Origin of the sequence: Candidatus Thermokryptus mobilis (genome assembly GCF_900070205.1) — a bacterium.
GTDB lineage: Bacteria > Bacteroidota > Ignavibacteria > Kryptoniales > Kryptoniaceae > Kryptonium > Kryptonium mobile.
This window is the reverse complement of the sequence record NZ_FAOO01000001.1, coordinates 126266-142568: the sequence shown is the minus strand read 5'-3', so window position 1 is coordinate 142568 and position 16303 is coordinate 126266. Positions and strand designations below refer to the sequence as shown.

Sequence of the window (16303 nt, the reverse complement as noted above, 5' to 3'; positions counted from 1 at the left end):
CCTCCTTCCCACTCTTCACTCTCTGAGAAAAATCTGTAACCAAGTCCTAATCCAACATTTATATCTGGTGTCGCAATATATTCAATCCCAAGCCCAAGTGAAAATCCGAGCCCTGAATGATTAAGTTCAGCATCATTTTTTGAGAAATTAACTATTTCACCAACAAGATCAGCCCTACCAACAACTGAAAATCTATATGGCAAATAAAACCTCTTTATCAAAACAGCGTTATACTCAAGTATTGAAACATCCGGTTTATCCCCAAAGATACTTTTCATAATATCAAGATTTTCTGCGCTTCCACCACCGATTGAAAGTCCGCCTCCAACCCAAAGTTGTGAGATATTCAAATTCCGTCCCAAATTATAAAGCAATTCTCCGTGAATTGAATAACCGATCATTGTTTCAACTTGTTTTTCACCGCTCCAAAAATCGGTCAATGTTATAGTGAATGGATTACTTTTTAAACTTACAAGCAAGTCAATTGGCAATCTTGGTCTTTCAGAGACATAAATTCCGGGTTCAAGACCTCTTCCAATTATAACTCTCGCTTTTGAAAATCGGTTTGGGTTTGAGCGGTTATCGGCAACTTGAATCACGCGAGCAAACCCAATTTTCTTTTGAATCACTCCACCGCTTGGATTTTCTTGCAGTTCAACAAGATCAAATCCGTCATCAATTTTTATCCCCTCTCTTTTTCCCATTGGAAATGATATAGCGTTTGAATAAACCTCTGCTACTTGCGCACCAAGGCGAAATTCAGGTATGTCCCTTATCGCAACTTGAATATCACGAGCAAGGGCAATTGCTGCGGTTCTAAAAGCATATTCTTTGTAATCAACTTTCTCTCCTTCATGTTTTATTTCTTTACCTATTGTACCAACACCGATACCTCTTGTCTCTTTCTTAACGGTTAATTTAAGATTTGATGTTCCATCTTCGCTGTAGACAACGCGATACCAAACAACGCCCGCACTAAGCTCAACAGTATAAGTTTGACCATAGGCATATGTATTATACTTGCTTATCACAGGCACATAGATAAAAGCGGAATTCATAATTTTCATCGCCTGTTCTGCTGTTATCCCAAGAGCTTTTGCTTTTGTTGCTATAAAGCTATTCCTTTGAGCTTCGGTCAAAAGACCTTGTGCTCTTATTTCCTTTTCAATATCAAGAATTTCAATTATCTTCGGGACAAACTTTTCCTTTAAAAGTTCAACTATCTCATCAAGTGAAATTGAAGAGCCCCTGGACCCAAGCTCTGATTTAAAGTCGGCAACCAATTCCTCCGGAATCGGGTTATAATCAAACCTTGGCATTTCAATATACTCGCGAAGCTTTTTGGTAAGATAACTTGCTTGTTTCCCCTCAATTTTTATTTCTGGGTTTGAGACGAGAAGGACATCAACATAGGAGATTGATTTCCTCTCATATTTTAATTCCTGTCCCATTGTCAAAGTTAAAATAAATGGTAGGATTAAAACTATAATAAAAACCCTATTCATAAAAACCACTCCGCTTTGTTTTGGTTTCTGCTTGAAAATACAAATTTTCGGTTTTATTGTCAAGCGGGCATCTTCAAATGTCTCAGAAAACCGTGTTACGCTTGACATTTGTCAAATAATTTATTATAATTTAAACAGAAACAAAAAATTTCGGGAGGTTTAAAATGCCGTTGGAAGAATTGCGCCCAACTAATAATTATGTAACTTATGAACAACTTCAAAGGTTTTTGACCGATCGGCTTGGTGCCCTTGAAAGGGAAATTGAAGCTAAACTTTTACAGTTGAAGGAGTCAAAGTTTAACTATCTTGAAGAGAAACTTAACATCAAAACAGAACTTGAAACTCTAAAGGAACAATTCCGACTTCTCAACTCGGAGTTTATATCACGGGTTACGAACCTAAGCTATAAGGTCATTGAAATAAATAACTTCTTCACACAAAAACTCGCTGAATTAAACCAGCAATTTACTGACCTAAATACAAAAATAATATCTGAATTGGAAAAATACAGAACAGAACTCCGGGAGTTTCTTTCAAAAAGTGACCTGCGTTCATTTCTTGAAAACAACGCGGACCTCATGCCGTATTTGATGGGTCCAGCGATAAACGAAATCGCAGAAATGAAAAATAAATTATCATCAATTGAGACCAACCTTCTTTTAATTCAAAACTCGTGGGCAACGATAAACAATGAGATCAGCAAACACATCAGCCAGCTTATAGAATCAACCCTGAGCGATATTGACTCAAAAGTCCTTGGTTTAACGAACTCCTTGAAGGAATCGCTACTTGAAAAAATAAATTCGCTTGAGATAAACGGAGAGATTGATCTTTCTGGGATAAATGAGTTCAAAGATGAAATAAGCAATTTAATTAACAATGTCAATCAAAACATAGCTGAATTGAAAAACATTTATCAAAGCATCCCATCTCCCGAAACAACTGCTCAAACCATTAACTTTGATCAAGTCCTTAGTGAGATAAATATAAAACTTGATGAGATAAAATTTGCCCAAGCACAAAGAGAATTTATAGTTCCTGAATTTCCCGATGCCGAGTACCTGAAAAACTTTTCAGAGGAGATGAAAGCTGGTCTTGAAACATTGAAGAAGATTTCAGAGGAAATATCTTTGAGCACAAGCTCGCTCACTTTCAATCCCTCTGTTAAGTTTGATGATAGTTTACAATCAATAGATGCACAAATTCGCGAGATAAAAACTTTATTTGATGAGATAGCGACATCTCAATTTGAAATACAAAATAACATTGGAAACCTTGCAGAAAAAGTGACCGTCGTGGTTACGGAAGTCCCCAAAATATCTGGAACATTGAAAAAGGATATTTCCGAAGAGTTTAAGGTTTTAAAATCAGAGATTCTGTCGGAGTTGAAAAAGCAAGGTCAAAGCTTAACTTCATCTATAAATTCAATAAACGAATCAATTCAACCGCTTAAGGGTTATCCCGCTATAATTATTTTCGCTACGCTCATAATTATTGGAGCGATGATCTTGCTAAAATTCGTCTTTTAAAGGGTCAGCAAGTTCACGCTTTTGATTACTTGATTTTTCCTGTCCTTTTGGAAGTGTAAAGTTGGGGAGATCAAATCATCGTTATGTCAATTTTCCCTTTCCTAACCCAATTGGGGAAACAAACTCTTTTTCACTTGAAAAAAATAAACAATTTGAATACATTTAAACTTGCATAAACAGGTTAAAGGAAAAGGCAATGATTTTGGTTATACCAACTATTGAAATAAAAGCAGGTAAATGTGCCTGTTTGATCCAGGGTTTGCCCGAAAAGGTATATCCGGATGATCCGGTTGAAATGGCGAAAATTTGGAGAAGTGAAAATGCAAAGATATTACACTTAATTGATGGGGAAGGGAAGCTAACGGGTAGCCCGGAAAATTGGGAGATGATAGAGAAAATTTCAAATGCAGTTGATATACCGATTCAAGTGAGCGGTGGCTTTAGAAATTATGAAAATGTAAAGAGAGCTTTTGAGCTTGGAGCTCTGCGAGTTGTCCTTGATGATGTGGCGATCAAAGACAAGTATCTTCTTAAGGACCTCATAAAGGAATTTTCATCCAAAAGGATATCCTTCATAATTGAGGCGAAAAATTGTGTCAGCAAGATAGAAAACGCACCTGCGGTTGAGATAGCATCTGAACTTAAAGAGATGGGTTTTGAAAGGGTTGTTTATAAAGATGTTTTTGACGATGAAACTATAAATTACGATGCGCTCAAGGAGTTCTCAATGAAATCCGGGTTGAAAATTACCGCTTTTGGTGAACTTAACGGATATCCGGAGCTCAAAAGATTAATTGAGCTTGAAAAGTTTGGGCTTGACTCCGTCATACTTAACAGAACGCTTTATCACAACAGATTTCCTTGCCAGCACTTATGGCGGATTGTTGAAGCTGAAATACCGTAAAAAAATAGGGTGATTAAACCATGAAAAAACCATTCGTTGAACGCTTGTTAGATGATAGACCTATAATATGCGACGGTGCGATGGGGACGATGCTTGACCTTTATGAATATCCTGAGCAACCAAGATGCATTCACAATATCTTGAACCCGGACATAGTTGAAAGGATACATCGTGAATATATAGAGGCGGGTGCTGAGATAATTGAGACGAACACATTTGATGCGAATAGATTCCGACTTGAGTTTTACCATCTTCAAGATAAGATTAAAGAAATTAACAAAGCTGGAGTTGAAATTGCTAAGTCAGTTGCAGGTGAAAATGTCTATGTCGCTGGTTCAATAGGTCCTACTGGTAAACTCCTTGAGCCACTCGGTAAGGTTAAAATCCAGCAGGTTAAGGATGCGATAAAAGAGCAAGCTGAAATTTTAATTGAAGCTGGCGTTGACTTGATAATACTTGAAACATTTGTAAGTTTAAATGAACTTGATGCTGCTATTGATGCCGTTAAGGAGGTCTCAGATAAAATCCCGATAATAGCTCAAAAAACATTTCCAGAGGACGGGGCAATACTTGCGACTGATTTTCCGATTGAAGTTGTAAAGCATATAAAAGAAAAGGGCGTGACTGTTGTTGGTTCAAATTGCACCGTTGGACCGCAAAGGATGTTCTCAATCATAAAAAATATGTATCAAGATGATGTCATACTTTCGGCTCAACCTGCAGCTGGAATTCCAACGCTCGTTGATGGGAGGTCGGTTTATCATGCAAGTCCCGAATATCTTGCAACTTATGCGAAACAACTTGTTGAAGCCGGGGTTAAAATCATCGGCGCATGCTGTGGTTCAACGCCATCGCACATAAAAGCAATCGCACAAGCTATAAAGGATATAAAATTGAAAAAGCCAAAAATTGAAATCAAAGCAAAACAGATTCAAGACGAGAAAAAGGAAAGTACGATAATAATTGAAGATAAAAGATCAGACTTCGCAAAAAAAATTGGTAAAAAATTTCTAACCACGGTTGAACTTGATATCCCACGCGGAGTTGATATGTCGTCTGTAATTGAAGGTGCAAGCTATTTAAAAGAAAATGGCATTGATGCAGTTAACATAACAGATGGGGCAAGGGCAAGATTTAGAATGGATCCTGTGACAATTTCACATCTCGTTCAAACAAAAACGGGAATGGAAACCATAACCCACATAGCTTGCAGAGATAGAAATCTAATAGGGCTTCAAGGGCTTTTGCTTGGGGCTTGGGCACTTGGAGTGAAAAATATATTGGCGATAACTGGCGACCCAGCTAAAATCGGCGACTTCCCAAATGCGACAACCGTTCAAGATGTTGATTCAATCGGCTTGATAAGGATTTTGAAAAATATGAACCACGGACTTGACGCAATGGGTAACACAATCGGTGAGCCGACGCATTTTCTCATCGCTTGTGCTGTCAATCCAACAGCTCAAAATCTTGACTACGAAATATCACGACTTGAAAAAAAAGTTGAAGCTGGGGCTCAAATTGCCTTCACCCAGCCCTTATATGAAATGAAAACGCTTGAACTCTTCATTAAAAAAATACAACATCTTAAAATACCCGTGATGCTTGGAATTTTACCTTTGCGAAGCTACAAACACGCAGAATTCTTACATAACGAAGTCCCAGGAATTTTCATCCCTGATTGGGTTCGTGAGAAACTTTTCCTTGCCCGTGATGACGCCGGAAAAGTAGGCGTTGAAATTTCAGCTCAATTTCTAAAAGAAGCAAAACATCTCGTCCAAGGAGCTTATCTTCTCCCACCTTTCAAAAAATATCACCTCGCAGTTGAAATACTTCAAAAAATTTAAAAACAAAACTTCACCTCAGATGCTACCAGCCGAGATAATAAGAAAAAAAAGAGATGGTAGAAAATTAACAAAAGATGAAATTTCATTCTTCGTCAATGGCTACATCAAAGGAACGATCCCAGATTATCAAATGTCAGCTTTTTTGATGGCGGTTTACTTTCAAGGCATGGACTTTGAGGAAACAACCCATTTGACGGAGGTTATGTTACATTCTGGGGAAATCGTTGACCTTTCCGATATCCCCGGTGTTAAAGTTGATAAACATTCAACTGGTGGGGTAGGAGATAAAATCTCTCTTATACTTGCACCGATTGTCGCCTCAGCCGGTGTTCCCGTTCCAATGATATCAGGAAGAGGGCTCGGTCATACGGGCGGAACACTTGACAAGCTTGAATCAATTCCGGGATTCAAAACAAACCTTTCAATAATTGAATATAAAAAAGTCATTTCAGAGATTGGTCTTGTCATGATCGGTCAAACTCAAGAAATAGCGCCTGCTGACAAAAAGATATACGCCCTTCGTGATGTCACAGCCACAGTTGAATCAATTCCTCTCATTTCAGCAAGCATAATGAGCAAAAAACTTGCAGAAGGAATTGACGCCCTTGTCCTTGATGTTAAAACTGGAAACGGAGCCTTCATGCGTGAATACGAAAAGGCATTTGAACTCGCTCAAACACTATTTACAATTGGGAAAAATTTTGGTAAAAAAGTCATCGCATTCATAACAGATATGAATCAACCGCTTGGATACGCTGTTGGAAATTGGCTTGAGGTGATTGAGTCAGTTCAATGTTTGCGCGGTTTTGAAGTTCCAGATCTAATGGAATTAACTTACACCCTTGCTGGGGCTATGATAATGCTTGGTGAAAAAGCAAGATCAATTGAAGACGGAATTAAAATCGCTAAAAAGGTCATCTATTCTGGCGAAGCGTATGAGAAATTTTTACAACTCGTAGAAAGACAAGGCGGTGATGTAAGTTTCATTGAAAATCCAGAAAAATATCCGCTTCCAAAACATTCTATTGAAGTTAAAAGCATGTTTGATGGCTATGTATATTCAATAGACACGCTTGAAATAGGGCTTGTATCGGTTATGCTCGGGGCTGGTAGAACAAAAGTTGATGATCTTATAGACCCGAAAGCGGGAATTGTATTAAAAAAGAAAATTGGTGATGAGGTTCAAACTGGCGAACCACTTGCGGTTTTTTATACCGATAAAGATGATGTCATAAAAACAGCAAAGGAACGGCTTTTGAAAGCTTTTAAAATAAACCCTGAAAAGCCAATCCCACCAAAGCTAGTTAAAACGATGATTGATTTAGAGGGAATTAAAGAATGGAAATAAAAAGGGCGGGTTCAAAAGAACCCGCCTTTAACTTTTACTTCATCAAAACCATTTTCTTCGTATCAACGAAATCACCAGCCGTAAGCCGATAGAAATACACACCGCTTGAAAGTCCAGTAGCGTTGAACTCAACCACATGCACGCCCGCTGGCATAATCTCATCTTTCAAAACAGCAACACGCTCACCAAGGACATTGAACACCTCAAGCTTGACTTTTGATTCTCTCGGCAATGCAAATCCTATCTTTGTGGATGGGTTGAATGGATTAGGATAGTTCTGATACAATTCAAAGGCAACTGGAATCTCTGGCTGAGTGAATTCAACACCTGTCAACTTACTAATTGAAAGTTGCAACAAGGCGACGACATACTTTGGATTGTGAACGCCATGGCTTTTATCTTCTTGGACATATCTGTAGTTCCAATAGGCTTGCTTTAACCTGACAGAATCAGGGTCTGTTCTGATTTGTTGCCAATCAACGGTTGGTTGTCCTCTTGGCGGTAAAGCCATCGCAAGTCTTTCAAGTAGACCATCAACTTCCTTCATAAATGGTTCGTTTGTCCCGTCCATATCATAATCATAGGATGCCAGTATATCGTCAAATTTCGTAATCCCTGTATGGCACTGCACGCAACCAGTGATATTATCATATTCTTGACCGTCGGGCGCGATATATTTCATCTTCCAAGTGTGCATCCCAATTTTATCTCTGGCAACATGACCTGTGTCAGGTGTTGCAGACATATGGCAACCAACACAAGAATTTTCAACAAGCCGATGCCCAACACTGCTTGGCAGGTTAACCCCCCAGGTATAACCATTTTGACCAAGATATACATCTCCAGCACCAGCATGATGCGGACCCCATATAGCACTTAGATTTGTCGTAACATAAGTCAAAGCATTTCTACGATATTTGTGACAATTGATACAAAGTTTTCCTTTCCCAAGGTCAATTGATGAATAGTTAAATCCATTTGCAAGCGTGTCGGCTGTAGTCGGTGCTTGACGCAATTCCATTGAATGCGGGTCATGACAAGTCTGGCAAGTTATCGCGGTATGCTTTATACGGCTGTAACCAGTTGCGATTCTGTTATCAAACTCCTCATTTCTAACAAATGCAACAAAAGCAGCTCCATCGTGACAACGCACACATACATTAAGATTATACTGACCCGGTTGAATTGTCGTTTCCCCAGTTGAAGGAAAGGCTCTTGACCAGACCGCTTCAGCATGACCTGAATACTCCCACTGTACATACCGATTATGTCTCCATGGTTCATTATGGCATTGTGCACAAACCTCGGAACTCATCGTCTTTGGTTGTGTCCCGGCACCAAAATGATTTGGATTCTTTGGTCCGTGGCAACTCTCACATCCAATTGTTGCGACTAAACTCAACATTTTCTTATCCGTCGTTAAAAGCGAATCAAATAACCCAGCCCTTGGTGGTTTCCATTGATTCCAGTCAAAACCAAGCTGTGTTGCTACATCGTCAAATCCATCATTATTTGCCATAGTGTTATAACCAGTCGTGTGACATCTCCAGCAGTTTGGACCCCAATAAGGCGCAACCTGACCGTTCATTCCCCTCTCAAATATCGTGGCATGGTCAGAAGCAACCCACTTGTTGTAAACTTCAGGCGTTGCCGACTTATGGCAAGAAGCACAATTAAGCGATGCGCCACTAAGGTCTTTCCAATTAACTCCAGTATAATTTGCAGCGATTATCGTGATTGTCGTATCATCAACACCATTTACAACAAGCTTGACCTGGTAAGAGCCGGCAACATCTGGCTTAAATGTTACAAGCTGTTGATTTGTAGCGCTCAATGTGGCAGTTGAACCTGATGGACGCCCAACTATTGACCATTCATAACTTGTAGCTGGTTTAAAAGCAGTATCTCCTGAAACATCATAACCTCTAAGCCAAACGACCGTTCCAGTTCCAACCACTGGCAGTCCTGAAGAAACACTATCAAGGTTCATAATCCCCATTTCCTCAAGGACATGTGGGGAAATTCCCTCAATTTTGATATACGCTTTTTGAGCAAGGGCAACGCCTACCATTAGAAGTAATACCCCCAAAATTGTAATTTTACGGCGCATTTTTGCACCTGAAATTTTGTTTTTTTATTTGCAAAGAATATTTATAACAAGTTTTATGCCAGAGGAAAAATTTTTAAAATTTTCTAATTTTCATATATTTTCAGTGATAGATGTGGCAAATATGAACAATAAAATTTCAACCCTTTGTCTCAATTTTCAACAAGAATAAAGAAGCGCCCCTTTATGAGGAAAACATTGTTTTTAATCTTGCTCCCGGCTCTATTACTGGCTTGTTCAAGGAATCAAACCGTAAAATTGCCCGAGGAGGTGGAGCGAGGTAGGAAAATTTTTTATGATTCAAATTATGGTTCAACCGGGCTTGCTTGTGCGAACTGCCACGCCGACTTTGACGATGAAAAATATCCCGACGATAGAATTAGACCCGGGCATAATCTCATCGGGGTGACGAAGAAAAAGACAACCTGGTATGGGAGATTTCGTGGTGAAGCGCTTGAAGCAACTGCTTATGGTGCTGGGCTCTGCGTAGTTATGTATCAAAGAAAGGATAACATCAAAAATCCCTTCAAAGCTCTTCCTCCAGAGGATGCTTCAGCACTTATAGCCTACTTTGAATTTATAACCGGTGACGCTGAGCCTAAAATTAACGACATTAAACCCATATTGCCATGGGAAGATGAAAAGGATAGATTGGCAAAATTAGAAAATTTCAAATCTAAAATTTTAAGCTTGAAGGGGAATCCACAGAATGGGGAGATAATTTACGAAAAAGCATGTCAACAATGTCATTCCGAAGAAATTTCAATTGGACCACCGCTTTTTAGCATTGAAATTAACCCAGAAAAAATAATTGAATTTATCCGTGCGGGTTCCCCCATGGAAAGCCAGACCATGATGATGCCGTTTTTCACACCGGATAAGCTGACGGATCAGGATATAGCTGACTTAATTTCGTTTTTGAAGCGTTAAAAAAATTTCCTTTGCTTTTTTAATTTTTCTTCGTCCGCAAATATCAGCAATATTTTTGAAGACTTTAAAAATCTGTCTTCTTTCAACCCCGACATTTAAAGCGCCTTTTAAATGCGAACGCAATTGTCTTTCCCAACCCAGCATCGTTAAAATCGCCACATTTAAAATCTCCCGCTCCTTCAAACTTAACACATCTCTACTTAAAACCTTCCCGTAACCTTCTATTATCATCCATTGAGCGATCTCTGGATGGAGTGCTTTCATATTTTGAATCAACTTTTCATAATCTTCTTTGTAAACCTTGCGACAGGTTTCAACTCCATTAACATAAAACTTTCCAACCTCGTATTCCCTTGCCTTTGCGTTGCTTTGCCCAACCACATCTCTTAAAACCTTGAAACTTTCTATTACTGCTGGAAACCCAGCGAAAAGATAACACTGTAGAATTGCTTCTTCAATCCTTCTGACATTTACTTTTCTTTTTGAAGCTCTTTTAATTTCAACGCTTAATTTTTTGAGTTTCCCCGCTGAGACAAGTGAGACAATTCGTGTCAAGAATTTTATATCTTGTTTCATAATCGGTAAAAATTGAATTAAAAATAAAAAACCCTGCCTCCTTTCAAGAAGCAGGGCGGACTAAAACCTTTGTTAAAAATTTATTGCTTTTTCAATAGATCATCAAGTTCATATTGTGCATTTCTTGCAAGTCGTGGGTCTTTTTTCGCTTCAAGGAAAGCTTTTCTTGCTTCCTCAACTTGAGCGAGGCGCTTGTAGGCAACTCCAAGTTCAAAATAAGCATCGGCATTCGCACCTTTTGGATTCAATTCTATCGCCTTTTTCGCTGCTTCAATCGCTTTATCGTGTTGGGAGAGTTTGTTGTAAACAACAGCGAGCATGACATAAACCTTCGGATAGTTCTGTCTGTAAGTTGTCGCTTTCATAAGAAAATCAAGCGCCTCTTGAAACTTTCCAGCTTGAATCAAAGCATTGGACTTTCCTATCAACGCTTCAACTATTCCTTTAATCGCCACATCAAGCTTACTGTCATATTCAAGCGCCTTGGTGTAATTTTCAATGGCACTATCGTAATCGCCCTGTGTAAGATAAATTCCAGCGATGGCGTTATAAGCTGGAGCGAAATCATTTTTCAGATTTATTGCCTCTTTAAACGCCTTTATCGCCTCGTCATTTTGTCTGAGCGCTTTTAAGGCAATGCCCTTGTTGTAATAAAATTTTGGATCTTGATAAAGTTTCAACGCTTCATCATATTTTTCAATTGCGGCTTTATAATTACCGCTTCTTAATAATGAATTTCCCTCATTGAAAAGCTTTGCCGCCTCAACTTCCGGTTTCGTTGAATTTCCACCCTGTGCCAAAACAAATGAAGAGAGCAAGATCAAAACCGCAATGGAAAACAAAATTTTCTTCATAAATCTCACACCTCCTTAATTTTAAGGCTTTTCACTAATAATAAAAAAAAATCTGTTAAAAGTCAATAGACAGAAGAGGGGCATGAGACCGAAAGTGTAGTTTCACATCAAAAGTATTTTCCTATGTTGCTGACGGAATCAATCCAATTGCAAAGTTTTGTTAAAAGTCGGTTAATAACCTCGCAATTTACATCACTTTGAAAGCCCTGCGTTAATTGAATTTTAACTTTTTTTTAATCATGGCTTAATTCTATCCTGCTATATTTCCTGCGGAAGAAAAATAAATTGTTGAGCAAGCTATGAAGATGAAGTTATTACTGCTGTTAATCGTGCTGTTTTTGGTTGATTTTCTCTTTTCACAAGTTCAAATCTCAGGTAAGGTTTATGATTTTTCCACTGGGGAACCACTTGCGGGGGTGAATATCTTTCTTCCCGATAGAGGAACAGGCACCTCAACTGGGATTGACGGACATTTCAAAATTAAAGTTAGCCCCGGGAATGTCAGAATTAAATTTAGCTATATCGGGTATAAGACGCTTGATACATTGTTAAGTGTTAACAAAGATATCATTTTGGAAATTAGGTTAAAGCCAGAAGTTGTTGAGCTCGGTGAGGTTCAAGTTACTGCTTCAGCGGTGCGGGACAATACCTCTATTTTGGGGTTTATTGCGGAGAAGCAGATAAGCACAAACATTTTTGATGGGTTAAGCTACAAACAGATAAAAATGACGATCGCTACTACTTCAGCGGATCTGATGTCAAAGGTCGTTGGAGTGAGCGTTAAACAAAACAAATTTGTAAATGTTCGTGGAATTGACGAGAGATACAATGTTGTGACTTTGAATGGGTCTATTTTGCCGGGAACCGAACCAGATAAAAGGTCTTTTGCGTTTGATCTAATTCCAGCTGGTCTTGTTCAAAGTGTTAAGATTGTCAAAACATTCACTCCGGATTTGCCGGGGAGCTCTTCGGGTGGGTTTATTGATATAATGACGCTCTCGTTCCCAGAGTCAACGCTAAACGAATTCAGTTTTTCTCTAAATGGCATACCTGGGATAACATTTAATAGTTTTTCTGTCTACGGCATGGACAAATTGAGTTTTTTTGGGGTTCTTAATGGAAAGATTGGACTTCCGAGCAATTTCCCATCCGACATTTCCAAGATTCCAGTTGAACAGAGAAGTTTGTTTGCGAAAGAGATACCTAATCTGCTGAACAAGAACTCTTTGTATCATCTCCCTGATTTAAGGATGAGTTTCCTTAGGATTGGGAAATTGTTTAAATCTCATTTATCGTATTCAATGGCGGTAATTTATAGAAGGACATCGTTAAAACAGGAACTTGAACTTTATGAATATGAGGGTGATTGGTCTAAAAGATTTGAATATCAAGGTAACAAGTATGAAAGGGAGGCACAATTTGGTGGTTTAATTGAACTTCAAGCTAAATTTTCAAACCATACAATTGGATTGAGGGGGATTTCAACGGTGATGTTTGAAGATATGTTTTCACATTTGCGCGGTTTTCAATATACAGATCAAGGGACTGAACAAATTCATTTGATGACCGGGGTTGAGAGTCGCAATTTGAATTTCGCTCAAGTTTATGGCGAGCATAGTTTTGGAGATGTAAGCTTGAATTGGAAAGCGAGCACTTCAACAGTTAGGAATAATCAACCCGATAGTAGACGGCTTGTTTATGGGCGCGATATCGGTGATACGGAGTCAAAATTTGTTGTTGTGTTAGGTCCTCAAGCAAACCTAAAAAACGGTGGTATTTTGTTTTCGGATTTGAGAGATGAAGTCAAGGAAATTAGAAGTCAAGTTAAATTCCCTATTTGGAGGTTTAAATTCACATCCGGTTTTGACCTTTGGCAAACGAAGCGAAATTTTGAGTTTCGGCTCATCGGCGTTGTCGTTAACTTAAATGGCTGGACCGACTACAGAATGTATTATTTACCTCCGGATTCAATCTTTATAGCCGACAATTTCAGGAGAAATGGATTTTCACTTGATGAATATAAGAATGGAACTAACAGATATAAAGCTACGGATAGAAATATCGCTTACTATTTAAGTTTTGAGCTCCCGTTCAGATTTAAAGCACAGTCAATAAGCTTTGTTTCCGGGGTTAGGGTTGAAAGGGTTAATCAGAAAATATACACGAGGGATTTCGCAGATTTAAGCGATGTGATAATTGAAAAAAATTATATTGATTTTCTACCATCAGTTTTGGTTAAGTATTCGCCATCGCACTTCGTTAATTTGAAGTTATCCTACAGCCAAACTATAAACAAGCCGGAATTAAGGGAAATAGCGCCATTTTTATACTTTGATTTCTACACTCAAACAAGCGTTAGAGGAGATTCATCACTTCGCAGAGCTGTCTCGTTTAACTATGATTTAAGGTTTGAGATTTTCAGCAAGGGGGACGATATGCTATCGGTCGGGGTGTTTAACAAACACATTAAATCACCGATTGAAAAGGTTGTTGTCTCGGGGAGTGCACTTGGCTCGGAGAGGACATTTAAGAACGCTAAGTATGCAAGTGTGTATGGGACTGAAATTGAATTTATTAAAAATGTTAAGTTTTTGAAGTTCATCGGTAATTTTTCCGTTATCAAGTCATCAGTTGATGTTGAAGGGACGGAATGGACGATTGAAAGAAGAGGAAGAAGCTTGCAAGGGCAGGCGCCTTATATGGCAAATTTGTATGTCGCTTATGAAAAGTCGGATTCAAGGTTTAATTTTGGAGTTTTATTCAGCTTGATAGGACCGAGGGTTTATGATGTTTCAACCCAGTATCAAGATGATATAATTGAGATCGCAAGATATCAGATTGATTTAAGAATGGGGTTAAAATTGACAAAATCTTTAAGTATCAACTTGATCGGGAAAAATTTGACTACCACACCGATAGTTTTAAAGCAGGGGAATTACATTTATCGCAAAATATCAACCAATGCGAGCGTTTCTCTTGATTTCACAGTTAAACTATAATAAAAACAAAAATCAAGGAGGTAAAAATGAGAATGGCTAAACAACTTGCGCAAATCATTGCTGTGGTCATGTTTGTTTTCTTTCAATTTGAACAATTGTTTTCTCAACCGCCGTCAAATGTAGTTGTCTTGCAGGGAAGGATAACGCAGAATATGACGCTTACGGCTGATAAACAGTATCTTTTGCGTGGTTTTGTCATTGTTGAAGATGGCGCTACACTTACGATTGAACCTGGAACAATAATATACGGAGAAAAAGAGACGAAAGGTTCACTGATAATTAAAAGAGGTGGGAAAATTTACGCAAACGGAACAAAGGAAAGACCGATTGTATTTACAAGTGCTCAGCCAAAGGGTCAAAGAGCAGCTGGGGATTGGGGTGGCGTGATTATACTTGGAAGAGCCCCAATTAATGTCCCTGGCGGAACAGCTGTGATTGAAGGCGGGCTTGGTGATGATGGAATTTATGGAGGTGATAACCCAGATGATAGCAGTGGTGTTTTTAGGTATGTTAGGATTGAATTCCCAGGCATACCTTATGCCCCAGATAATGAGATTAACGGTTTGACGCTTGGTGGGGTTGGAAGGAAAACATTAATTGAATATGTCCAAGTCAGTTATTCCGGTGACGATTCATTTGAATGGTTTGGTGGAAATGTTAATGCAAGGTATCTTATAGCATACAAGGGGCTTGATGATGATTTTGATATTGACTTTGGATATTCAGGGAAGGTTCAATTTGCACTTGGGATAAGGGACCCGAATATAGCTGATATAAGCGGGAGCAACGGATTTGAGTCTGATAATGACGGTTCAGGGTCAACCAACACACCGAGGACATCGGCGATTTTCAGCAATGTTACTTTCATTGGTCCAGTGCCTGATACAACTTTCACTGGATATAATCCAAATTTCAAGCGTGGGGCTCATCTGCGTAGATCAACTCGTTTAAGTTTTTACAATAGTATCATTGCGGGTTGGCCTGTTGGAATTCTTCTTGATGGTTCTAACGTTGTTAATGATGCGAGGAATGATACGCTTCAGATAAAAAATGTCATAATCGCCGGAGTTAAGTCAGCAAACACTGTTACAACAAATGTTTCAGGTTTTGATGCCAAGTCGTGGTTTTTATCTGCATCAAATAACAATTCAATTTTGCCCACTGTCGGTGATTTAAAATTGATTGATCCATTTAATCTTTCAAATCCGAATCCAATTCCTTATTCAGATTCACCCGTCCTTAACAGGGCAGATTTTACAAATCCAAGATTGCGAGACCCTTTCTTTGTTCCAGTTAATTGGGTTGGTGCATTTGGTCCAAATCAAAGCGAGAGATGGGATTTGGGATGGACAAATTACGATCCGCAAAATACTGACTATTCAAGGTTCGTTAATGTTTATGAGCGAACTTCTGAATTACCGGCAAAGTTTGAATTGAAGCAAAATTATCCGAATCCGTTCAATCCTGAAACTATTATAGAGTTCAGCCTACCGATCGCTTCAAAGGTTAAATTAGCAGTTTATAACTCGCTTGGACAGATTGTTAGGGAAGTCTTAGATGAGCGCCTTGAGCCGGGCTCATATAAAGTAAAATTCAATGCGAGTGATTTGCCCTCTGGTGTTTATATTTATCGTCTTACAGCTGGTGGTTATGCCTTTTCAAGGAAGATGGTTCTGGTGAAGTAAATTTTTGGCGGGGCGTAAG

11 protein-coding genes are annotated in these 16303 nt (G+C 38.8%); 7 read left to right on the top strand and 4 right to left on the bottom strand.

Annotated features, from left to right (window positions below; translation table 11 throughout):
- Positions 1-1505 (bottom strand): putative outer membrane beta-barrel protein (locus FKZ43_RS11355; RefSeq protein WP_181180190.1); only part of this gene is annotated, 1505 nt, incomplete at its 3' end.
- 164 nt (positions 1506-1669) lie between these two features.
- On the opposite strand from FKZ43_RS11355, the gene FKZ43_RS00600 reads away from it, so the two are divergent.
- The 4 genes from FKZ43_RS00600 (at position 1670) to FKZ43_RS00585 (ending at position 7133) form a co-directional block, all read left to right on the top strand.
- Complete coding sequence (locus tag FKZ43_RS00600; protein WP_140943932.1) at positions 1670-3034, top strand: hypothetical protein; 1365 nt, start codon at positions 1670-1672, stop codon at positions 3032-3034.
- 196 nt (positions 3035-3230) lie between these two features.
- The gene (locus FKZ43_RS00595; protein WP_140943931.1) at positions 3231-3938 is read left to right on the top strand and encodes a HisA/HisF-related TIM barrel protein; all 708 of its coding nucleotides are present in this window, start codon (positions 3231-3233) and stop codon (positions 3936-3938) included.
- A 20-nt stretch (positions 3939-3958) separates the two neighbouring features.
- Positions 3959-5785 (top strand): bifunctional homocysteine S-methyltransferase/methylenetetrahydrofolate reductase, encoded by a 1827-nt coding sequence (locus FKZ43_RS00590; RefSeq protein WP_140943930.1) that lies wholly within the window; start codon positions 3959-3961, stop codon positions 5783-5785.
- A 19-nt stretch (positions 5786-5804) separates the two neighbouring features.
- Positions 5805-7133 carry a thymidine phosphorylase gene (locus tag FKZ43_RS00585; RefSeq protein WP_140944030.1) on the top strand — a complete coding sequence of 443 codons (1329 nt, stop codon included), beginning with the start codon at positions 5805-5807 and terminating at the stop codon, positions 7131-7133.
- A gap of 34 nt (positions 7134-7167) precedes the next feature.
- Here the strand turns inward: FKZ43_RS00585 and FKZ43_RS00580 are convergent, their stop codons facing one another.
- Positions 7168-9243 carry a multiheme c-type cytochrome gene (locus tag FKZ43_RS00580; RefSeq protein ID WP_140943929.1) on the bottom strand — a complete coding sequence of 692 codons (2076 nt, stop codon included), beginning with the start codon at positions 9241-9243 and terminating at the stop codon, positions 7168-7170.
- Between the two features lie 183 nt (positions 9244-9426).
- On the opposite strand from FKZ43_RS00580, the gene FKZ43_RS00575 reads away from it, so the two are divergent.
- Positions 9427-10170: a c-type cytochrome gene (locus tag FKZ43_RS00575; protein ID WP_140943928.1), complete on the top strand. Its 744-nt coding sequence runs from the start codon at positions 9427-9429 to the stop codon at positions 10168-10170.
- Here FKZ43_RS00575 and FKZ43_RS00570 read toward each other — a convergent pair.
- Together FKZ43_RS00570 and FKZ43_RS00565 are read right to left on the bottom strand one after the other, a co-directional pair.
- The gene (locus FKZ43_RS00570; RefSeq protein ID WP_140943927.1) at positions 10147-10746 is read right to left on the bottom strand and encodes a carboxymuconolactone decarboxylase family protein; all 600 of its coding nucleotides are present in this window, start codon (positions 10744-10746) and stop codon (positions 10147-10149) included. The genes FKZ43_RS00575 and FKZ43_RS00570 overlap by 24 nt on opposite strands.
- An 80-nt stretch (positions 10747-10826) precedes the next feature.
- Positions 10827-11600, bottom strand: a complete 774-nt coding sequence (locus FKZ43_RS00565; RefSeq protein ID WP_140943926.1) for a tetratricopeptide repeat protein — start codon at positions 11598-11600, stop codon at positions 10827-10829.
- Between the two features lie 299 nt (positions 11601-11899).
- Here FKZ43_RS00565 and FKZ43_RS00560 point away from each other — a divergent pair, with 299 nt between their 5' ends.
- Both FKZ43_RS00560 and FKZ43_RS00555 read left to right on the top strand, forming a co-directional pair.
- Positions 11900-14599 carry a TonB-dependent receptor gene (locus FKZ43_RS00560; RefSeq protein ID WP_140943925.1) on the top strand — a complete coding sequence of 900 codons (2700 nt, stop codon included), beginning with the start codon at positions 11900-11902 and terminating at the stop codon, positions 14597-14599.
- A gap of 26 nt (positions 14600-14625) precedes the next feature.
- Positions 14626-16284 carry a T9SS type A sorting domain-containing protein gene (locus tag FKZ43_RS00555; RefSeq protein ID WP_235894651.1) on the top strand — a complete coding sequence of 553 codons (1659 nt, stop codon included), beginning with the start codon at positions 14626-14628 and terminating at the stop codon, positions 16282-16284.
- Positions 16285-16303 lie beyond the last annotated feature (19 nt).